We start from the raw sequence: 19,772 nt of genomic DNA, 5'->3' as shown, positions 1-19,772 counted from the left end.
ATTACTTCACATCATGTGAAGTAATCCCTTATTAATATAATATAATATATGTTTAGAACTATCAATATGTTCGTTGTGAAAGGAGAAAAAAATGGAATCTAATCCATATTTTCACAAAGATGTTTCGTACCAAACTATAGCTATTCCAACAAACGAGGTAATTCAGAAAAAAATTCGTATTATAACGGTCGAAACCATTACACTTCCTCAACAGACTAACGAATTAACTAATGAAACTCCAGATAAAACTCCAGATGAAACCCCAGATAAAACCCCAGATGAAACCCCAGATGAAACTCCAGATGAAACTCCAGATGAAACTCCAGATAAAACCCCAGATGAAACCCCAGATGAAACTCCAGATAAAACCCCAGATGAAACCCCAGATAAAATTACAGATGAAACCATTAATAAACAGAAAAATAACCCATCAGATTCTTCGCCATTTCAAATTAACATTCCGTATTTTAATATAAAAATAACTTCAACAGAGATATTAAGTGTTGCTAAATCTGTATTTATGCAAACGCTACTTAAAAAAATTCAAGATCCGGTATTTTTAATGAATCTAATGAATAGTGAAGGCGGAAAAAAACTACTTAATTTAGCAGGTAATTTTTTTAAAGATAATGGTACGAAATCAGAAAACGATAATGATGAAAAATGAACTCATTCTATATTAATTCGAATCTTTCGACATCTCTGTTTTTATGGATACTATATTAAAAAGAAGATGGAAATTTTAAAAAAACTTCTTTTATTAAGGTAATATTGTTTATTTCCTTTGTTATTATAAAGGTATCTTATACTATGAATCTAATAAAAAAAAGTGACAGGATAATGGCCGTTTTTTGGCAGAAAATGTGTCGGTTGTTTTGGAGGTAACGTGTTATATTTGTATTGTGAGTAATGTGAAACATTGCTCGAGATCCTTTTGATAATTGAAATTGGATAGTTATAACTAACAAGGGTGATTGCATATTGGACGGACAGTATTTCTTGCTTTTACATTCAATTGTAAATTACGTTACGTAGGTGAAGGACAGTGGAAGAGAAGATTAAAGAATATGTAGATGGGATTTATGAATCTGTTAAAGAGTGGGTAATTACAAGGGAGATAATATCAACGACAATGTTACAACGTAGATTTAGAATCGGGTATACGAGGGCTGCTCGAATTATTAATAAATTAGAAAAAAATAATATTATCGAGCCAAGAGAAGATAGAGGACCGAGAAAAGTTTTAGCAAATAAATAGCATCCAGTGGGTGCTTTTTATTTTGTATAGGAATGAGGGATGGGAAGTGAAATAATAACATTTAAACTTTTAAAGCAATATAAAATTGATCCAAATAAAATCCAATCGTTAGATGATGTAATTACTACTTTAAGAAATGTAACGATAAATGTTAATGATGAAGAAGTATTTTAAGGTATTGACTATCTAATTGAAAAGGATGATGAGTAAATGGGATTAACTAAACAAGAACAAGCAATTATAATTGACATGTTTATTTCGATGTTGGGACCAGGCGTTGTAAATAAACGCATCAATAAACAGAAGTTAGAAAGTGTCGTTCCGATCTTTAATGAAATAGATGGAAGATAACACAACGCCAAAGCAAAGAAGAGAAGCAATGGTTAGTTAGATAAAACTATGGATGAGTGCCTGAAGAGCAAGGAGTGAGACAAATGGATGAAAAACAACCTTTGTTAAACATTATATTATCAGATATAGATGCTAAACCAATAGTTCATTACAAAGGTAAACAGATAGATAGAAAGTTACGGGTTGCATTTGATTGGGAATCACAATCGATTGATAAGATTACTAGGACATACATTCATATTGAACATGTACCATCTAATAATAAACGCTGCAATACTAAGATCATTCAACATAATCATCCTATTGTGGAAGAACAGGTAGAGCTTTATCGGTTATGAAAGAGTTTAAATCCAAACAACAGAAGCGTAAGTTCTATGACAGTGTCGAGTGGAAGAAGCTACGTGAACAAGTAAAGAAGCGTGACAACTATGAGTGTCAGGAATGCAAAAGAAATGGGCGAGTGCAAACAGATACCAATGAATACAGTGAGAGTGCAAAACGTAAGAAAATCCAACTCGTTGTCCATCATATAAAAGAACTAGAACATCATCCAGAACTTGCACTTGAAATAGATAACCTTGAAACCGTCTGTGTTAATTGCCACAATAAAGAACACGGTAGAACATTCAAAAAGAATCAGAATAAATGGGAACATGATGAAAAGTGGTAAAAATGATTCATTAATAATCCCCCCCTTAAAATATTTCATAAAAAATTGCTCTAAGGGGCACCGGAGGAGGGGGTCGTTTTTCCGGATTTTTAAGTTGTATCGTATAGGACCCCTACCCAGTATGAAAATATGATTGAATCGAGGTGATATTATGGCGGATATTGATGAGCGTGAGGTGCTAGTTAACAAAGAAAAAAATCGTTTGAAAAGATTATTTAAAGACATCCCACCTAGTAAGTTAAAAGTGGTTGAAGGATTAATTATTCAGGCAGCAAGATTACGAGTTTTATTAAATGAGATGTGGATGGATATATCTGAGAATGGTGACTATGAAATGTTCTCACAATCTGATAAAACAGAGCCGTATGAAAGAGAACGACCTGTTGCCCGGTTATATAATACCCGTGATCAATCATATCAAAGGGTTATTAAACAACTAACGGATTTGTTGCCAGAAGGAAATAATAAAAAAGAAATTAAGAAATATTCGGCAAGTGATTTAATATGATTGTTCATAAGTATGTAAGTGAATATATAGAACTATATGAAATAGGAACAGTGGTATTAAATAAAGAACGTATCATGCTTATAAATTATTTAAAGCAAGATATATTAACCCGAAATGATTTACATTTTGATGTGGAATTAATTCATAAATGTGTAACTTTCATAGAAAAGTGGCATTTCAAATTAAACTCCTTTCAGAAATTTTTAATAGCATTTGTGTTTTTGTTTGATGAATATGAGGATGTTTATTTTGATCAACACTTCTGGATGATGGCAAGGGGTGCTGGTAAAAACGGATTGATTAGTACATTGACACACTTCTTTATTAGCGAATTGCACGGTATTGAGCATTACAACGTATCAGTAGTTACTAATACAGAAAGGCAGGCTAAAACTTCTTTTATTGATGTTTATGAAAAGAATAAAAAACATGAAATATTAGACGAGTTATTTGTATCAACAAAACAATTGATAACAAATAAAGCTACTCGTTCGACTTTTGAATTTCATACGTCTAATGCAGGGAGTAAAGACTCGTTAAGGGATGAGTGTGTTATTTACGATGAGATACATAGATATGAAAATAGCGATGTTGTAGAAGTGTTCTCTAGTGGTTTAGGTAAAGTTCCTAACTCTAGGGGATTTTTTATTACCACAGATGGATTTGTTCGTGAGGGTTATCTTGACAAAATGAAAGAGCGAGCTATGAATATCCTGAAAGGGAAAAAAAGAAGATAGATTGTTTCCTTTTATTTGTAAGCTTGATAACGCTGAAGAAGTTGATAATCCTGATATGTGGGAAAAAGTAAATCCGATGTTTAGTAAGCCAATGAGTCAATACGCTAGAGGATTGTTTAAGAAAGTTATGCGTCAGTATAAAAATCTAGAAAACGATTCGTCTAATAGAGAAAATTTCATGACTAAGAGAATGAATATACCAGAAGTAGATTTAACAAAGTCTGTAGCTTCATGGGAAGAAATCATGCGTACTGGTTTTGAAGAAGATGGAGAAACGCTCAGAGAAGTTCCTGATTTAAAACATAAAGTAGCTGTAGGGGGACTCGACTTTGCCAGTATCAAAGACTTTGCTGCGGTTGGTTTACTATTTAAACAGGGTGAAGATTATATATGGAAAGGTCATTCATTTGTACGTAAAGGATTCTTGGACAAGGTGAAATTAAAAGCACCTATATATGAATGGGCTGAAAATGGTTTACGTGGTATGGTAATAAATTCAAGCGCAATTTGCTTTGGATAAAAAAGTATTTGAGTTAAATCTAGAGCATGTATTAATAGTATCATGAAGCTTGTAAGAATGATAAAACTACCCCAAAAGAAACTTTTTGAAGTGTTGCGGAAATCTTTTATTAAAGAAAAGAATGAAAAAAATGCGGTAACAATGAGAATAAAAAATTTATACTTATCAGCCATTGTGATCCTCTTAAAGAGCAGTAATTTATAGTATATCGTATTTTTCAATATTATTATAAAAAGATTTTAAAGTGAATAATAAGAAAAAAATAAAGCCATAACTTAAAATCTTAGTTTAGGTTCTATTGTTTGAATTCTTTGTTTTATAAGGTATAAAATCTGAAATTGAAAATTTTCCAAATGAACTACCATTTTTTATTTCTGATCCAACATCAAGTGCTTAATGAAATGGTATCAAAGATTATAGGTTAGTGATACGAGATTAAATAAGAGGAATTTCCGTGCAGCAAGAGTTCTAGCTCAGATTTCTACTAGAGAAAAGTATTTAGTTGGAGTTGGTATGTTAATAAAAAACGGATGGATGTCGAAACTAAATATTCATGACATTAAGGACAAAGATCAGGAAATATAATTTGGTATTCTGGGAATAACCGGAGATCCGTAGTTAAGGTTGCATAGTATTTGTATTTTTTTTTCTAATTTTTCAATTGTTGTTAAGTGATGAGAACCTAATCCGCGTCGTACACTATGTTGAGAAAGAGTCGGCCCGATTTGTAATTTTCGTTTTTTCATTGCATCGTTCCATGGACTATAAAAAAATTTAAAAATAAAAGTAGGTTCCATGTAAATGCTATAAGGATAATGCGAACCATGTCTCCCGACTCTATAGTTCCCGTGCGAATTATTGTAAATTAATCTACCGTTAAGATATAGTTGGTTTGGATTAGGTTGAATTATTATGCCGTGATAACGTTGTTTAACAAGCGGAGAGCTATATCTTGGATTAGTGTAGCCATGAGTCGGTTCATCAATCATCATAATCATTCTTATTGAAAACATATTGCCGCCCATAGTGTTAAGTGATTTGAAAAATTGTTCTTTATTATAACAGCACAGGAATTCTGTCGTATTCAATACCATTTTCCATCCTGTAATCTCTCTTTCAATTTCCATAACTTCTTGATCAACTAAATAAGCATCAAATTCGAGTGATTTTGAGTTTCGTATTTCCCAATTAGGAGCGAATGTTTTACAGATTTCAACTGAACGATCAGTGGATCCACGGTTAATAAGAATGCCATGATCAAATAGCTTTGTATGGTGCATTAACCACCATGGAAGTAGATATTCTTCATTGTAAAAATGAGAAATTAAAGTAGTCTTAATCAAAATCACCTCCGTATTTAACCTGCTTCTTATTTAATATGATATGGAAGGAAACCTATTGTTAGAAGGTTTCCTCTTAAAAGTTTTAAACCACATAGGGTATGTGGATGGATTAGTATGTAAAGTAGTCTGATTGATAAAGAGTGGTATTAAAAAGTACAAAATCTAAAATGAGCATCGAATTAGTGTATAACGATTGAAACGGCACTGAAAACTAATAAAACAGCCATGATGATGTTAAATAATTGATTATGTTTTAATAAAAGTTTTTGGAACATGGCACCAAAAAGGCTCCAACTAAATGTACTCAGTAAACCGACTATACCTAGAAATAATGAGAAAAGCAGAAAACTTGAATATGAATTGTAGTAGGGGAGTATAAAAGTAGAGACTACTGTGAGTCCGAATAATATTCCTTTTGGATTAACAAATTGAATGAAAATACCCACTGTAAATAAGTTTTTATTATTTTTTTCATTGTGATCTGCACCGCCTTTACTAGTGATTATTTTAAAGGCTAAATATAGCATATACGCGACACCTAAAATTTTTAAAGGAAATTCAATTATAGGGATAATATTAATTAATACAATATTAAAGAAACTGCATAAAGAAATAAGGATGAAAAAACCGAATGCTACTCCAAAGCAAAAGTTTATGCTTCTCTTTAATCCATGTTGATTTGCGTATGTCATAGCTAAGAAATTGTTGGGGCCAGGTGTGAAGCTACTTATAAATACAAATAACAAAAAAGAAAATATAGGCATTTCAAAACCCCCATTTTTTGTATGTTATAATGACCAAAAAGAACAATATGACGTGTGCTTTTTATTATACATAACGGTCGTTATATTGTATACAGTGTAGGAGTGTTTTTTATGGAAGAAATTCAACTTATTCTGGCAAAAAATTTAAAATCAATACGTGAAAAAGAAAAATTAAGTTTAGAAAAGGTCTCTCAATTAACAGGTGTAAGTAAAACAATGATTGGACAAATAGAAAGAGGAGATTCAAGCCCGACACTAACAACAATATGGAAAATTGCTAATGGTTTGAAAGTATCATTTACCTCTTTAATCAATAATCCACAGCCTGATACGAAAGTAGTTTTACGAAATGATGTTCAAGTATTGTCTGAAGACAATGGGAGATATAAGGTGTATCCCTCATTTCCTTTCCAAGATGATAGGAACTTTGAAATCTATATGGTTGAAATTGATACAGAAGGGAAATTAAGTTCAGAAGCGCATAGAGAAGGAACAGAAGAGTTTATAACGGTATTTGAAGGGAAATTGACAATTGACATAAATGATTGTCAATATACGTTAAATAATGGAGACTCAATTCGCTTTAAGGCGGATAGACCGCATACTTATACTAATTCAGGAAGAACATTAACTCGGTTAAGTATGACTATTTATTATCCAGCTTTATAAGCTGGCAATAATATAAAGAGTAAAAGTAAATGTGTATTGTTAAAACCATCTATAAGAGATGGTTTTATTTTTTTGAATATAAAAAAAGACACTCAATTGAGTGTCAATGTAGTATTGCTCTCGCGTATAGGATTGGAGATGTTCCTCAAATACATATTGAGATGGTCTGTAAAAAAGAAACGATCTTCATCTTTAATGTAACATCGACATGGGGGAAGTGTAAATTGATAATATATATACGGAAAATTTAGTATAGATGTTTTCTACTATGGATATAGTACAATTTACTTTTATTACGTAATCACTATCGTAATATTTACCAATTGAGTATTTAAGTTGTTTATTATAAAAAGAATGAATCATTTTTTAATCGATTCGTATAATTGTAAGAGAGGCACCTGTTGATCCACCTCCAACTAAATTCACGACAGATAATATACCAAATAATTGTAGTGAAATTGTATTACCAGCATTTAAATTAGTAATTAAATTATTACTATAATTTGAAGTTGATAAAGCGGGAGAAAAAATAGAGCCAGAAATTGGCGTAGAAGCGTTTAGTAGTAGTCTAGTTCCAGCAAGTAGAGCGGTTGTCGTATTAACTTGGTAGGTTAAATGATATCTTCCAGTTACAGGAATTGTAAATACGTCATTTGAAGCGTTAACTGTAAAATTACCAAGACTGTGGTTATTTGAAAGTGGAATGTTTGTTCCTCCTAATATGACTGAAACAGGACCACCTGATGTATTATTAGCGAACATAGAGTTTGTTGTAACGATTGACCCAGTACTTCCGGTAGGTCCAGTACTTCCGGTAGGCCCAGTACTCCCGGTAGATCCAGTACTTCCGATAGGTCCAGTACTCCCGGTAGGTCCAGTACTTCCGGTAGGGCCAGTACTTCCGGTAGATCCAGTATTCCCGGTAGGCCCCGTAAGCCTGTAAGGGAAAATAATGTCAAGAGCCATTGACATTAATTCCTTTTTTCTAATTTCATTATTATCTTGAATATAAATCACCTCAACTTTTTAAATAAGAATGTTATAGATTTAGTACTTTTTAAATAGAATGATTAATTTATTATATTAATTAAAGCGGTTATAGCAACGGTAAAATGTTTAATATATGTAATAATTCTTTGGGAAGAAAAAAGAGAATAGTTATAAAGTTATTCTTTAATGATAGGGTCATAATGATGTGTATAAATTAAAAAACATGTGGAATGAGGTATTAAATTGAAACGCAATGACAATTTATCATTGAATAAGGGGATGATAGGACCAGAAAATATTGGACCTACATTTCCGATTCTTCCACCAATTTATATTCCAACCGGAGCAACAGGACCAACTGGAATAACAGGACCGACGGGAGCAACCGGACCGACTGGAATAACAGGAGCAACAGGGATAACAGGACCAACTGGAGAAACGGGAGCAACCGGAATAACGGGACCGACTGGAATAACAGGAGCAACCGGAATAACAGGACCAACTGGACCGACTGGAATAACAGGAGCAACAGGGATAACAGGAGCAACAGGGATAACAGGACCAACTGGAGAAACGGGAGCAACCGGAATAACGGGACCGACCGGAATAACAGGAGCAACCGGAATAACGGGACCGACCGGAATAACAGGAGCAACCGGAGAAACGGGGCCGACCGGAGAAACGGGGTCGACCGGAGAAACGGGGCCGACCGGAGAAACGGGGTCGACCGGAGAAACGGGGCCGACCGGAGCAACAGGAGCAACCGGAGAAACGGGACCGACCGGAGCAACAGGACCAACCGGAGCAACAGGTCCAACTGGGGGTAATGGCCCTATAACAACAACCAATTTGTTATATTACACTTTTGCGGATGGAGAGAAGCTTATATATACAGATGCTGACGGGATACCTCAATATGGTACAACGAATATTTTGTCTCCTATTGAAGTTTCTTACATTAATTTGTTTGTTAACGGAATACTGCAACCACAACCATTATATGAAGTGAGTGCTGGTAAATTAACTTTATTGGATACGCAACCACCATCGCAAGGATCTTCAATTATATTACAATTTATCATTATTAATTAAAAGGACAGATCCTTAATGAAAAGGAATCTGTCCTTTTTGTTTTATATTTAAATAGTTAAAATTAAGTGAAGGTACATTCAATTTCTAGTTGTCATAAATGGTTGACTGATAGGAATTTTAACTTCAATCCTTTTTATAGTGTATGGGAATAAAATATAGAATGAATTTTTCAATATATTTTATATGAGAGTTCTCTATAATACAAACGGCTTCATGTTTAAAAAGAGAACACAATCTTAGTAAAGAAATAATGTATATTTATATAAAAAAATGGCACTGTTAATTGTTTAGTATATTCAAATTAATATGTGTATTTAAACCTAAGAGATAAACGTGGAAAAATAAAATAAACCCGTAAGTTTAGGTATTTAATCTAAGCAGTCAATTATTAAAAACATATAATTAATATGTGAGTCATGAACATAATTAAATAACGTTTTTAAGTTTAATTATATTTCATGTTTCCTATTTTAAGTCAATATATAACATATTTTTTTACAACTTTATGATCCTTATAATAGGAAAAACTCAAATATAAAACAAGTAAGGAGGACATAAATGACAAACAATAATTGTTTTGGTCATAACCACTGCAATAATCCGATTGTTTTCACTCCAGATTGTTGTAATAATCCACAAACAGTTCCAATTACTAGTGAGCAATTAGGTAGATTAATTACTTTACTAAACTCTTTAATAGCGGCTATTGCAGCGTTTTTTGCAAATCCAAGTGATGCAAACAGATTAGCTTTACTCAATTTGTTTACTCAACTATTGAACTTACTAAATGAATTAGCACCTTCTCCAGAAGGGAATTTCTTAAAACAATTAATTCAAAGTATTATTAATTTACTACAATCTCCTAACCCAGATTTAGGTCAATTGCTTTCTTTATTACAACAATTCTATAGTGCTCTTGCACCATTCTTCTTCTCTTTAATTATTGACCCTGCAAGTTTACAACTTTTATTAAACTTATTAACTCAATTAATTGGTGCTACTCCAGGAGGAGGAGCAACAGGCCCAACAGGTCCAACAGGTCCAGGAGGAGGAGCAACAGGTCCAACAGGTCCAACAGGTCCAGGAGGAGGAGCAACAGGTCCAACGGGAGACACAGGTCTAGCAGGAGCAACTGGAGCAACAGGTCCAACAGGAGATACTGGAGCAGCAGGCCCAACAGGTCCAACGGGAGACACAGGTCTAGCAGGAGCAACGGGCCCAACAGGTCCAACGGGAGACACAGGTCTAGCAGGAGCAACAGGCCCGACAGGAGCAACAGGTCTAGCAGGAGCAACAGGCCCGACAGGAGCAACAGGTCTAACGGGAGCAACTGGAGCAACAGGTGCAACTGGTGGCGGAGCTATTATTCCGTTTGCTTCAGGTACAACACCAGCGCTGTTAGCTAACGCGGTATTAGCTAATACAGGAACTCTACTTGGATTTGGATTTAGTCAGCCAGGTATAGCTCCAGGGGTTGGAGGAACTCTCACAATACTACCAGGTGTTGTAGGTGATTATGCATTTGTAGCACCACGTGATGGAATTATCACGTCATTAGCAGGTTTCTTTAGTGCAACAGCTGCATTAGCTCCATTAGCACCTGTTCAAATTCAGATGCAAATATTTATCGCACCTGCTGCAAGTAATACGTTTACACCAGTAGCGCCACCTCTATTATTAACACCAGCATTACCAGCAATAGCAATTGGTACTACAGCAACAGGAATCCAAGCATATAATGTTCCAGTAGTTGCTGGGGATAAAATATTAGTATATGTTTCATTAACAGCAGCAAGTCCAATAGCAGCAGTTGCCGGATTTGTAAGTGCAGGTCTTAATATCGTTTAATTTGTTACAATGTTTAGTAGGAAATTAAACAGGGGTTTGTATATAGTCCTTCCTAATAAATTTAGGAAGGACTATATTTTTGGGGGAAATAAGTAATAAATCAATTGAACAATTACTCTTTGTTAAGTTCGTATAAAAAAGTATAATTTACCCTTTCTTATTTAATGAATAAGTTATGTAACTTAAAAAATTTTCACTCAGCAAAAAAGATGAATTCTTTTAAAAGAATTCATCCATAAAATAAACTATTTATTTTTATTACAGTTACATCCTTTTTTCTTTACATAGCCTTGCTCGGCTAAGTCTCTTTGCGATTGGGAATTGGAAGATTGAGAATTGGAAGATTGAGAGGATGCTGAAGAGCTACTATTTTTATTATAAGAGTAGTTTTTTCGATAGTTATAATTACTCATAGTACTATCACCTCCAATTTAATATATAAATATTATATGTATGTACACTATCAATTGTTACTATTTTTAATAGGAAGAGAAGATACAATAAAAAAATCTCCTTGGTATTTTCCTAGGAGATAAATGATGATTCTTTTGAAAATTCACAAATTAATAGCCCCAGTAAAGAGGAAAGTAATAAGAATCTTGGTGATGCGGATTCTGTTGTTGAGCGAGGGGCTGGGTTGGATAATTTTTCGTTTCACGGTTTTGATTGCAGTTTGCCGGAGGACCAATTACAGTAGTTGATTGAATAGGGGAAAGCGCTTGTTTCCATTGTTGTTCATTGAGGCAGTAAGTATGGGCCATCATATGAGCTGGAGTTAATCTTAAAATGTCAGAACCGAAAATAACTTCTGGAGTTGGAGCGTTGAAAATAGCTAATAAATGAGTATTATCTGCTGTAGCAATTTCATAATGCCACCACGCTTGTGGAATGTTGGCAACTTGCCCGGGTTTTATCGGTAAGTTTAATATTTGATTCGTAAATGGATTAAGTAAAGAAACAACAGCAGACCCTGAAATACAATAAACAAGTTCAGCTGCATTTTGATGAATATGTGGTTCTACAACATTTCCTGTACTTAAATAAATATCTAATAAAGAAGTATTTTCTAAAGTGTTTAATTGTTTAATACCAAGTACATTTATATAATTTTGGGCATCTTTCCGAAAAAAATTACTTTTATTTACATCATAAGTAAAATTGGTTGAAGGGGAGGTATAGTCGATGTTGGCAGTCAATTGTATTACCCGCCTTTCTATAGGTAAGTTAGGTTACAAAATTAGGATATGTGTCTAGTCTTTGTTTTGTGCTGTTGTCAGTAGCTTAATAAATTCACTTATTCCATAAAGAATAAAGTATAAAGATTAAACTATATTCGTATTCCCATTCATACTTTGGATTGATGGAAAAAAGTAATGAAAATGTTAATTTAAAAGTACATCAATCATTTATAAGGAGTGAATGTTCATGTCATTTAGTGAAATGATTAGAAATGAAGTACTCAGCTGGGCGGGTGTTTCTGAAAAACCGCATCGATTTGGTGGTATTGAAATAAATTATGGTAAGAAAGAACTTGGCCATCTTCATGGTGATAAATTAGCTGATTTACCATTTCCGAAGTTAAAGCGAGATGAATTAGTGAAGCAAGGATTGGTAAAACCACATCACGTATTACCTGAATCAGGATGGATCAGTTATTATATAAAGAGTGAAGAGGATATTCCATTTGCAATTGAGTTATTTCGTATGCAATATGACCGAATTAAAAAGTAATGAAATATAGTAGGGTAATAAAAATTTATTTTCATGTCACATCCCTCCTTAATCGTTCGTCTTGTATGTAGAACGATAAGGAGGGATTTTATTATGAATACATTTGATGTAGCAATTGTTGGCGGTGGGCTTGCTGGATTAACAGCATCTATATATTTAGCGAAAGCTGGAAAGAAAGTGATTGTATTAGAAAAATCCAGTCAATTCGGTGGCCGAGGGATGACTATAAATAAAAATGGAATCTGCATGAATCTTGGTGCACATGCTTTATATAGAGGCGGGGCAGCGTTTATAACTTTTAATGAGCTCGGTTTGAATCTTCCAGGTGGAATACCATCTACAAAAGCACATGGAATATGGAAAGGGGATATATTCACCATCCCAACAGATTTTCGCTCAATTTTATCAACACCACTACTTTCTTGGTCTGCAAAAGTACAATTCTCACGTCTTATGATTCGTTTAGGAAATTTAGATGTAGGAGAAGTTCCGAAAATGAGTCTAACTACATGGGCAGAAAATGAAATAAAAGATCCAATGGTTCGCAATATATTTTATGCGCTATGCCGGACAACAACATATACGTTTGCTCCTACAATACAATTAGCATCATCTGTACTAAAGCAAATACAGCTTTCTATAAAAGAAGGAGTGCTTTATGTAGATGGTGGTTGGGAGACGATAATAACAAAATTAAGAGATTTAGCGAATGATGTCGGGGTAAAATTTTTGGCTAAAAAGCATGTTTTGGAAATAGAGCATTATGAAGATAAACAAAGAATACATTGTGTTGATGATGAGGTTTTTGAAGTAGGTACAGTCATCGTGACGACTCCGCCGAAAGAGGCTTGTAAAATAATAAAAGGTGCAGAAGGAACAAGTTTGCATAAATGGAGTGAACAATCGGTACCGGTTACTGTTGGTGCATTAGATATTGGCTTGAGACAATTACCTAATCCTACACATCAATTTGTATTAGGATTAGATCAACCTATATTTTTCACAAATCAATCGAGAGCAGCTAAATTAAGTGAAGACGGATCAATTGCAGTGAGTCTAATTAAGTACCATAATCCTGTGCTAGAGATGAATCATATTCATGAAGATAAAGAACAGTTGGAAAGTACGATGGAGTTGTTACACCCAAATTGGAAAAGGGAAGTTGTTGCACAGCAATATTTACCGAAAATAACAGTAGTACATGATTTTCCTCATATTGACCGTGTTGAAAAGCCGGGTCCTAATATACCTGAAATGCCAGGTGTTTATGTTGCAGGAGATTGGGCAGGGCATGATGAAATATTAGCTGATGCTGCCGTAGCAAGCGGGAAACGTGCAGCGTTACACATTTTAAAGCAATATGAAAGTGAGGCAGTTCATCATGGAAACGGAGCAGTTATATGAAGCGTATCAACCATTATTATTTTCGTTATCATACAGAATCCTTGGGAGTGTTATGGATGCTGAGGATATCGTTCAGGATGTATTTATCTCGCTAAATAATATAGAAGATCCACAATCTATAGAAAATATGAAAGCATATTTATGTAAGATGGCGACAAATCGTTCAATTGATAAATTACGATCGGCAGCGCATAAACGTAACGTGTATGTAGGGATGTGGTTACCAGAGCCACTTGTAGAAGATAGTGATGAGCCATCAAAGTCATTTATAATGAAAGAATCCCTTTCCACCGCATATTTATTACTTTTACAACAACTATCTGAGGTAGAAAGGATTGTTTTCATATTAAGAGAGGTTTTCAGTTATGAATACGAAGAAATAGCTTCAATTGTTGATAAGAGTAGTGTGAACTGCAGGAAGATCTTTCAACGTGCACGAAAAAGCATGTTGGAGAAACCGAAGCAATCAAAATTAAGCACGGAGAAAATGGCTTCTTATGTTGAAAAGTTTGTAGCATCATTACAGTGTGGGGATACGGAAGGTATGTTGGAAGTATTAAAAACAGATGCTATACTCAAAGCTGATGGTGGCGGTAAAGTTACGACTGCGATCAATCCAATTTATTCTGCAGATCGAATTATACGTTTGTTCTTTGGGATTGCACAACGATTGACAGAAGAGTACACTGTTGATTTCAAAATGGTAAATGGTATACCAGGAGTTATAGTTACAATAAATAATAAAGTAACATATGTTCTTTCGTTTGCATTTGAGGATGAGAAGATTTCAAATATTTATATGATGGTTAATCCTGAAAAACTTATGCATTTGAATGTAAAAATATAAAAAAGCGCATTTCTTCAGAAATGCGTTTTTTATTATTTTTCTAACATTTCAAGAGGTACATCTTTTTCGCCAGCTACCTCAAATTTAATTTCCCCGTCTTCTTCATAAATACGTGTAATAATCGGTATAGTAATCATTAATTTTTTATGCTGCTTTCGTTTTCGAGCAGCATCTAAGCTAATCACGTTCATTTGTAAGCATCCTTTCTTCTGGAAATATATAAACAAAGAAAATGCGTCCGAAAAGGGCGCTTAATTGAATTTGAAATACCGATTCATTTAAATGGGGTTTATATAATTTAATAACTGCAATTTTTATATGAAATAATATGAATGGAATAATTGCACGTAGAAATTAACTTTACCAAAAAACGAAACAATATGCTATAAAAAATTATAAATCTTTGTCATATAACGGGAAAAAGGATTTCGTTTCGCATATAATAAAAGTAGACGGGCAGCAAGAGCTTTTTCATCATATTGCTTGGAAAGGCGATGAAAAGAATGGATACGTTAGATTCATTATTACTTCAACTTGAACAATATGGAGAAGAGCATGATCGGAATAAAAAAATACGGGAAGAAAAATTACGGAATATTTCTCGTGAGATGGGGCAATTTTTATCAATTTTAGTAAAAGGGTGTAATGCAAAAAACATTTTAGAAATCGGAACTTCTAATGGTTATTCTACATTGTGGTTAGCTAATGCGGTAGAAGAAACAAATGGAAATGTAACAACTGTAGAGCTTTCTTCAGAACGAGTTGGAGAGGCACTTGTCAATTTTGAAAAGGCAAACCTTTTACAAAGGATTGATGTTCACAATCAAGAAGCAGGGGCATTTTTAGATTCCCAATTAGATCATTCATTTGATTTTATTTTCCTAGATTCAGAGCGCACGCAATACATGTGGTGGTTTGAGCATATAAAACGTATGTTACAGCCAAAAGGTTTTCTTGTTGTTGATAATGCAACTTCTCATGCAAGTGAATTAGATGAGTTTATAAAAATGATTGAAGAAGATGATACGTTTGAAACAGTGTTATTAGCGTTTCAAAAGGGAGCATTTGTAGCTCGCAAAAATAAATAGAAGTGAGTGTAATAGAATTATCACATTGAAAACGGGTGAATGTCAAAAGATTGAGTGTAGCACGATTAAAAGAACGTAAATTATTTAGGAAATATATGAAGAATCCGCCTTCAGCATGTAGTTCTCTAGGTCTTAAGTCTGAGGAAAATTATGTTGATTACAGGTATACTTATAGTAAGAAACAGGGAATGACTGCATAAACAGACATTTCTAAAAAAATCGATTTCAAGCAATCAGAATGTGTATGAAATACGATATAATTGATGAAATATAGTGCATATAAATTCGCACATATAAATAAAGGAGCGATTTTGTTGACTGAACTCGAGAAAAAAGAACCTGTATCCATTGTGAAAGATAATAATGTAGAAGTAGTGGTTGATACAGTTATAAAAGATGAAGAACTTGATGAATTAAATAAAGAAGCCGATCTTTATGTACAAAAGTTAAATAGCGAGCAAAATACAGATTTATCGAAAGTATTGTCGCAGCTAGGAGATTTAGGAGATAAAGAGCAACAAGCAGCAGGACAAACGTTATCAGCTTTAAAACGCCCTGTAACAGCGATGATGAATGGAAAGAATGAAGAAATTCCAAATACATTGTTAGAATTACGCAAAGTAGTATCAGAGCTTGATCCGAATTCATTAAAAGCAAGTGGTATGAAGAAAATTATGTTTAAAGTATTTAAGAAAAATCCACTTGAAACATATGTGCATAAATACCAATCTATAGATAAACAAATCGAGGAAATTATTAGATCCCTTCTAATTGGCCGTGATAACTTACAAGAGGATACAGTTGGTCTTGAAATGTTAAAAGAACAATCGCACGATAAAATTCATGCGCTTGATAAACAAGTATACTTAGGGAAAAAGCTTGCTGGCATGCTTGAAGCTGAGAAACAAAACCCAGATCGTCAAAGGGATATTCCGTTAATTAACGATGCGTTAGAAAAGATACTTGTACGTACACGTAATATGCAGCAAGCGAAAAGTGTATTATTACAATCTATAGCTTCTGTAGACATCATTAAGAAAAATAATGAAAAATTAACAGAGGCAATACGTAATGCAATTACGATGACGCAAAACGTTGTAACAGTTTCAGCTGCTATTCAGCTTGCATTAACGAATCAACGTAAAACAATTGATGCGGTAAATGCAACGAATGAAGCAATTGAATCGATGGTATTAAGTAATTCTCAAGCGTTAAAACAAAATACAGAAGAAACGACGAAATTGCTTGAAAACCCTGCTATTAGCATGGATAAATTACGTGAATCATTCCAAAATGTGTTCGCTGCAATTGAAGCATCTGAAAAATCGTCAGAACGTATTATCGAGTCAAGTAAGAAGTTCGTTATTGAACTAGACACATTTAATGATGAGATGAAGCAGAAACTCATTCAGCGTCCAAGGAAATAACGGATTATTAGAGGAGGTGAACAAATGAGTTTCATTCAAACAGTACTATTACTACTCGGTACATTGCTTTTAATAGCATTTACTGTTGTTGTTTTAGTCGTATATTTCGGACGGAAGCTGTATTTTTCATGGACGAAGCCATATAAAAGAGCGCAAGATTCTTTAGATAAGTTATCAAACAAATCAATACCGTTTCTACAAGAATTTACACAACATCCACTGTTTTATCGCTGGATTCGCACCGAAGGGAAGAAAGAACAAAATACATTAAATACTCTATTTTGTGCATCAGGTCAACGTACGAGAGAACAAGTCTTCTCGATGTTACCGAAAGAAAAGCAGAAAAAAGTGCATGTAATGGCAAAAACTACGAAAAAGCTTACGAATGAAGATATTGATGTGGCTGCGATGAAAGTGAAAGATTTCTTAAGACAAGAAACGCAGCAAACTGTAAAACCGACAGACTTATCATTTTACAAATTGTATTTTTATGACCGTTATCCAGACGCATTAAATACAATTCAAGCGTATAAACGCTCAATAAATCCTTCATTACAAAGAACGGTTGATGATATTACAATTTCGGTATTAAATGCACTTCCGTACTATCAAGAGCAACGCATGTTTGAACAACAACATAAACTTGAAACATTCTTAATGAAAGATTTAACGGCCATGTTATCGTTGGTAGTACAATTACCACCTTCACAAAGACCAGAGAAGGAAGAAGAACTGAAGATCTACTTGGAAAATTTCAAAAAAGAAATGGAAGTAGTAGAGCGAGATATTCGCGACTCGATTGATCACGATTTAAATGTGAAGATGAGGGCAGCGACTGAGAAGTTTAAGAATAAATAACAAAAAGCGCCTTAAAAGCTAAGTATCACGGCTTTAAGGCGCTTTTTTTATGAGGTTTTATTTTGCTCTAACGGTAGTATGACTAGAAGCCACACTTTCATTATGCAATCGATCAACTGCAGTTACGACATACGTATACGTTTCTCCGGAAATAGCGGTTTTATCTACATAAATTTCTCCAAGTTTTGTTTTTCTTACAGTAGTAAGTAAATTTTTTGGGTTTTGTATATCCACTTCATTTTTCCCATTCACGCGGTAAATAGCGTAATAAGCAGAATCATTATCTCTATTGTCAATGATACCGATTGCAATACCTTCATTTCTTGGAATGGCACCTTTTAAAGTCGGTTGTTTTGGTGGATCATGATCAATCCAAGGCATAGGCGGGATTATTGCAGGATGTTTATATATGTTTTTTGAAAGTCTATCTTTAACTCCGAGTGGATTGTTATTAATATCTTTTAAGCTAAAATGCATACTACCTTTTATATCAGGATATAGCCGGTTTAATGCAATTTGTTTTGGATATTCTTCTGGATCAGACCAAGCAGGGACGGAGTTATTATTAATTTTATAGGCCGCTTGACCGATGTATAGGTGAAGCGGTTTGTTATTTGTTTCTTTAACCCACCAATCTACTAATATGTCATATGCAGCTGGGGTGAAACCTATATTCCAATATATTTGCGGTGTAATGTAGTCAATATATCCTTTTTGTATCCACTCACGTGTGTCAGCATAAAGGTCATCATAGTTTCTTTGGCCTGCGGTTGTGTTAGAGCCAGTGGGATCGTCAGCTATATTTCGCCATACGCCGAACGGACTAATGCCAAACTTTACATATGATTTTTCTTGTTTTATAGCAGTATTTAAATCTTTTACAAGTTCATTTACATTGTTACGTCGCCAATCTTCTATATTTGTAAATCTACCATTATTATATGTTTCGTACGTTTTCTGATCTGGAAATTCTTCACCGGCTACTTTATATGGGTAAAAATAATCATCCATATGCAGCGCATCAATATCGTAATTTTGTACGATTTCTAAAGCGCCTTCTGTTATAAATTTTTTCACTTCCGGAATACCGGGATTGTAATATAACTTTCCGCCATAAGGGACAACCCAATCGGGATGTTGCCTTGCAGGGTGATTATTTGATAATCGACTTATATCGGTGTGATTCATCGTTATTCGGTATGGGTTAATCCAAGCGTGGAATTCTATATTTCTTTTATGAGTTTCTTCAATCATAAATGCGAGCGGGTCATAACCAGGATCTTTTCCTTGTGTTCCTGTAATGTATTCAGACCAAGGACCGTAATTTGAAGGATAGAAAGCATCAGCGGTTGGTTTAATTTGTACAACAACTGCATTCATACCAGTGCTTTTTACATCGTCTAATAATCTTATAAATTCTTGCTTCTGTTTTTCAATAGGTAAGCCAGTTTTTGAGGGCCAATCAATATTCAGAACTGATGCGATCCATACAGCACGTAATTCATGTTTTTTGTACGTAGTATTTACTTCAGCATAAGTAAAGTGAGGGGGAATGAAAGAGAAAGGGATGAACAAGATAACAATACAACATATCATTAATAAACGTTTAACGATCATTTATACGCCTCCCTATCATATGATTATTTAAAATAATATATGAGGCGAGG

Annotated in this window: 20 protein-coding genes and 4 pseudogenes; 17 read left to right on the top strand and 7 right to left on the bottom strand. The window is 34.0% G+C overall.

The window, feature by feature from the left end; translation table 11 throughout:
* Positions 1 to 91: 91 nt before the first annotated feature.
* The 8 genes and pseudogenes from ACTFO4_RS18270 to ACTFO4_RS18235 all read left to right on the top strand — a co-directional run.
* Positions 92 to 667 carry a hypothetical protein gene (locus ACTFO4_RS18270; RefSeq protein ID WP_061457187.1) on the top strand — a complete coding sequence of 192 codons (576 nt, stop codon included), beginning with the start codon at positions 92 to 94 and terminating at the stop codon, positions 665 to 667.
* A 378-nt stretch (positions 668 to 1,045) separates the two neighbouring features.
* The gene (locus ACTFO4_RS18265) at positions 1,046 to 1,258 is read left to right on the top strand and encodes a DNA translocase FtsK (protein WP_017674065.1); all 213 of its coding nucleotides are present in this window, start codon (positions 1,046 to 1,048) and stop codon (positions 1,256 to 1,258) included.
* Between the two features lie 39 nt (positions 1,259 to 1,297).
* Positions 1,298 to 1,432 (top strand): hypothetical protein, encoded by a 135-nt coding sequence (locus ACTFO4_RS18260; protein ID WP_017674064.1) that lies wholly within the window; start codon positions 1,298 to 1,300, stop codon positions 1,430 to 1,432.
* Positions 1,433 to 1,468: 36 nt separating this feature from the next.
* Positions 1,469 to 1,687: pseudogene (locus ACTFO4_RS18255) on the top strand (hypothetical protein).
* Positions 1,688 to 1,704: 17 nt separating this feature from the next.
* A pseudogene (locus ACTFO4_RS18250) lies at positions 1,705 to 1,947 on the top strand (hypothetical protein); the annotation flags it as partial.
* Positions 1,944 to 2,279: an HNH endonuclease gene (locus ACTFO4_RS18245; RefSeq protein WP_017674061.1), complete on the top strand. Its 336-nt coding sequence runs from the start codon at positions 1,944 to 1,946 to the stop codon at positions 2,277 to 2,279. The pseudogene ACTFO4_RS18250 and the gene ACTFO4_RS18245, both read left to right, overlap by 4 nt.
* A gap of 151 nt (positions 2,280 to 2,430) precedes the next feature.
* A complete protein-coding gene (locus ACTFO4_RS18240) occupies positions 2,431 to 2,787 on the top strand; it encodes a hypothetical protein (RefSeq protein ID WP_000763336.1) in 357 nt (118 codons plus the stop codon).
* Positions 2,784 to 4,014: pseudogene (locus ACTFO4_RS18235) on the top strand (terminase large subunit domain-containing protein); the annotation flags it as partial. The gene ACTFO4_RS18240 and the pseudogene ACTFO4_RS18235, both read left to right, overlap by 4 nt.
* On the opposite strand, the gene ACTFO4_RS18230 reads toward ACTFO4_RS18235, so the two are convergent.
* The 3 genes and pseudogenes from ACTFO4_RS18230 to ACTFO4_RS18220 form a co-directional block, all read right to left on the bottom strand.
* Entirely contained in the window at positions 3,924 to 4,217 is a 294-nt protein-coding gene (locus ACTFO4_RS18230) for a hypothetical protein (protein WP_078421179.1), read from the bottom strand. The pseudogene ACTFO4_RS18235 and the gene ACTFO4_RS18230 overlap by 91 nt on opposite strands.
* A 386-nt stretch (positions 4,218 to 4,603) precedes the next feature.
* A pseudogene (locus ACTFO4_RS18225) lies at positions 4,604 to 5,387 on the bottom strand (glycosyltransferase family 2 protein).
* A gap of 179 nt (positions 5,388 to 5,566) precedes the next feature.
* Positions 5,567 to 6,151 (bottom strand): LysE family transporter, encoded by a 585-nt coding sequence (locus ACTFO4_RS18220; RefSeq protein WP_078421177.1) that lies wholly within the window; start codon positions 6,149 to 6,151, stop codon positions 5,567 to 5,569.
* Between the two features lie 54 nt (positions 6,152 to 6,205).
* On the opposite strand from ACTFO4_RS18220, the gene ACTFO4_RS18215 reads away from it, so the two are divergent.
* Complete coding sequence (locus ACTFO4_RS18215; protein ID WP_440014042.1) at positions 6,206 to 6,820, top strand: helix-turn-helix domain-containing protein; 615 nt, start codon at positions 6,206 to 6,208, stop codon at positions 6,818 to 6,820.
* 366 nt (positions 6,821 to 7,186) lie between these two features.
* On the opposite strand, the gene ACTFO4_RS18210 is transcribed toward ACTFO4_RS18215, so the two are convergent.
* Positions 7,187 to 7,837 (bottom strand): BclA C-terminal domain-containing protein, encoded by a 651-nt coding sequence (locus tag ACTFO4_RS18210; protein WP_103622401.1) that lies wholly within the window; start codon positions 7,835 to 7,837, stop codon positions 7,187 to 7,189.
* A gap of 216 nt (positions 7,838 to 8,053) precedes the next feature.
* Between ACTFO4_RS18210 and ACTFO4_RS18205 the strand changes: the two genes are divergently transcribed.
* Both ACTFO4_RS18205 and ACTFO4_RS18200 read left to right on the top strand, forming a co-directional pair.
* Positions 8,054 to 8,902, top strand: a complete 849-nt coding sequence (locus ACTFO4_RS18205; RefSeq protein WP_440014039.1) for a DUF4183 domain-containing protein — start codon at positions 8,054 to 8,056, stop codon at positions 8,900 to 8,902.
* Positions 8,903 to 9,460: 558 nt separating this feature from the next.
* The gene (locus ACTFO4_RS18200; RefSeq protein ID WP_440014038.1) at positions 9,461 to 10,750 is read left to right on the top strand and encodes an exosporium glycoprotein BclB-related protein; all 1,290 of its coding nucleotides are present in this window, start codon (positions 9,461 to 9,463) and stop codon (positions 10,748 to 10,750) included.
* Positions 10,751 to 11,313: 563 nt separating this feature from the next.
* Here ACTFO4_RS18200 and ACTFO4_RS18195 read toward each other — a convergent pair.
* On the bottom strand, positions 11,314 to 11,946 hold the full coding sequence (locus tag ACTFO4_RS18195) for a cupin domain-containing protein (protein WP_017674054.1): 633 nt from the start codon (positions 11,944 to 11,946) through the stop codon (positions 11,314 to 11,316).
* 229 nt (positions 11,947 to 12,175) lie between these two features.
* Between ACTFO4_RS18195 and ACTFO4_RS18190 the strand changes: the two genes are divergently transcribed.
* The 3 genes from ACTFO4_RS18190 to ACTFO4_RS18180 all read left to right on the top strand — a co-directional run bounded on the left by ACTFO4_RS18190 (position 12,176) and on the right by ACTFO4_RS18180 (position 14,732).
* On the top strand, positions 12,176 to 12,481 hold the full coding sequence (locus tag ACTFO4_RS18190; RefSeq protein WP_000010317.1) for a luciferase domain-containing protein: 306 nt from the start codon (positions 12,176 to 12,178) through the stop codon (positions 12,479 to 12,481).
* 93 nt (positions 12,482 to 12,574) lie between these two features.
* Positions 12,575 to 13,885, top strand: coding sequence for a phytoene desaturase family protein (locus tag ACTFO4_RS18185; RefSeq protein WP_001091209.1), 1,311 nt, complete (start codon positions 12,575 to 12,577; stop codon positions 13,883 to 13,885).
* On the top strand, positions 13,863 to 14,732 hold the full coding sequence (locus ACTFO4_RS18180) for a sigma-70 family RNA polymerase sigma factor (RefSeq protein ID WP_017674052.1): 870 nt from the start codon (positions 13,863 to 13,865) through the stop codon (positions 14,730 to 14,732). The genes ACTFO4_RS18185 and ACTFO4_RS18180 overlap by 23 nt, the downstream gene beginning before the upstream one ends.
* A gap of 32 nt (positions 14,733 to 14,764) precedes the next feature.
* On the opposite strand, the gene ACTFO4_RS18175 is transcribed toward ACTFO4_RS18180, so the two are convergent.
* Positions 14,765 to 14,923: a hypothetical protein gene (locus ACTFO4_RS18175; protein WP_001100984.1), complete on the bottom strand. Its 159-nt coding sequence runs from the start codon at positions 14,921 to 14,923 to the stop codon at positions 14,765 to 14,767.
* 303 nt (positions 14,924 to 15,226) lie between these two features.
* Here ACTFO4_RS18175 and ACTFO4_RS18170 point away from each other — a divergent pair, with 303 nt between their 5' ends.
* The 3 genes from ACTFO4_RS18170 to ACTFO4_RS18160 all read left to right on the top strand — a co-directional run bounded on the left by ACTFO4_RS18170 (position 15,227) and on the right by ACTFO4_RS18160 (position 18,105).
* Complete coding sequence (locus ACTFO4_RS18170) at positions 15,227 to 15,820, top strand: O-methyltransferase (RefSeq protein ID WP_016124554.1); 594 nt, start codon at positions 15,227 to 15,229, stop codon at positions 15,818 to 15,820.
* 314 nt (positions 15,821 to 16,134) lie between these two features.
* The gene (locus ACTFO4_RS18165) at positions 16,135 to 17,247 is read left to right on the top strand and encodes a toxic anion resistance protein (protein WP_061457196.1); all 1,113 of its coding nucleotides are present in this window, start codon (positions 16,135 to 16,137) and stop codon (positions 17,245 to 17,247) included.
* Between the two features lie 24 nt (positions 17,248 to 17,271).
* Entirely contained in the window at positions 17,272 to 18,105 is an 834-nt protein-coding gene (locus ACTFO4_RS18160; RefSeq protein WP_000008377.1) for a DUF3974 domain-containing protein, read from the top strand.
* A gap of 57 nt (positions 18,106 to 18,162) precedes the next feature.
* Here the strand turns inward: ACTFO4_RS18160 and ACTFO4_RS18155 are convergent, their stop codons facing one another.
* Positions 18,163 to 19,722: a family 10 glycosylhydrolase gene (locus ACTFO4_RS18155; RefSeq protein WP_017674050.1), complete on the bottom strand. Its 1,560-nt coding sequence runs from the start codon at positions 19,720 to 19,722 to the stop codon at positions 18,163 to 18,165.
* Positions 19,723 to 19,772 lie beyond the last annotated feature (50 nt).

It is taken from the genome of Bacillus cereus group sp. MYBKT14-1 (assembly GCF_051915185.1).
GTDB lineage: Bacteria > Bacillota > Bacilli > Bacillales > Bacillaceae_G > Bacillus_A > Bacillus_A cereus.
The sequence above is the reverse complement of the archived record's forward strand: the minus strand, read 5'-3'. Positions and strand labels throughout refer to the sequence as shown.

What these genes read in the sequence shown, in the direction of transcription:
- ACTFO4_RS18270 (WP_061457187.1), top strand. Translation starts at nt 92, where the DNA reads ATGGAATCTAATCCATATTTTCACAAAGATGTTTCGTACCAAACTATA.
- ACTFO4_RS18260 (WP_017674064.1), top strand. Translation starts at nt 1,298, where the DNA reads ATGGGAAGTGAAATAATAACATTTAAACTTTTAAAGCAATATAAAATT.
- ACTFO4_RS18245 (WP_017674061.1), top strand. Translation starts at nt 1,944, where the DNA reads ATGAAAGAGTTTAAATCCAAACAACAGAAGCGTAAGTTCTATGACAGT.
- ACTFO4_RS18240 (WP_000763336.1), top strand. Translation starts at nt 2,431, where the DNA reads ATGGCGGATATTGATGAGCGTGAGGTGCTAGTTAACAAAGAAAAAAAT.
- ACTFO4_RS18230 (WP_078421179.1), bottom strand. Translation starts at nt 4,217, where the DNA reads ATGGCTGATAAGTATAAATTTTTTATTCTCATTGTTACCGCATTTTTT.
- ACTFO4_RS18220 (WP_078421177.1), bottom strand. Translation starts at nt 6,151, where the DNA reads ATGCCTATATTTTCTTTTTTGTTATTTGTATTTATAAGTAGCTTCACA.
- ACTFO4_RS18200 (WP_440014038.1), top strand. Translation starts at nt 9,461, where the DNA reads ATGACAAACAATAATTGTTTTGGTCATAACCACTGCAATAATCCGATT.
- ACTFO4_RS18190 (WP_000010317.1), top strand. Translation starts at nt 12,176, where the DNA reads ATGTCATTTAGTGAAATGATTAGAAATGAAGTACTCAGCTGGGCGGGT.
- ACTFO4_RS18185 (WP_001091209.1), top strand. Translation starts at nt 12,575, where the DNA reads ATGAATACATTTGATGTAGCAATTGTTGGCGGTGGGCTTGCTGGATTA.
- ACTFO4_RS18180 (WP_017674052.1), top strand. Translation starts at nt 13,863, where the DNA reads ATGGAAACGGAGCAGTTATATGAAGCGTATCAACCATTATTATTTTCG.
- ACTFO4_RS18175 (WP_001100984.1), bottom strand. Translation starts at nt 14,923, where the DNA reads ATGAACGTGATTAGCTTAGATGCTGCTCGAAAACGAAAGCAGCATAAA.
- ACTFO4_RS18170 (WP_016124554.1), top strand. Translation starts at nt 15,227, where the DNA reads ATGAAAAGAATGGATACGTTAGATTCATTATTACTTCAACTTGAACAA.
- ACTFO4_RS18160 (WP_000008377.1), top strand. Translation starts at nt 17,272, where the DNA reads ATGAGTTTCATTCAAACAGTACTATTACTACTCGGTACATTGCTTTTA.
- ACTFO4_RS18155 (WP_017674050.1), bottom strand. Translation starts at nt 19,722, where the DNA reads ATGATCGTTAAACGTTTATTAATGATATGTTGTATTGTTATCTTGTTC.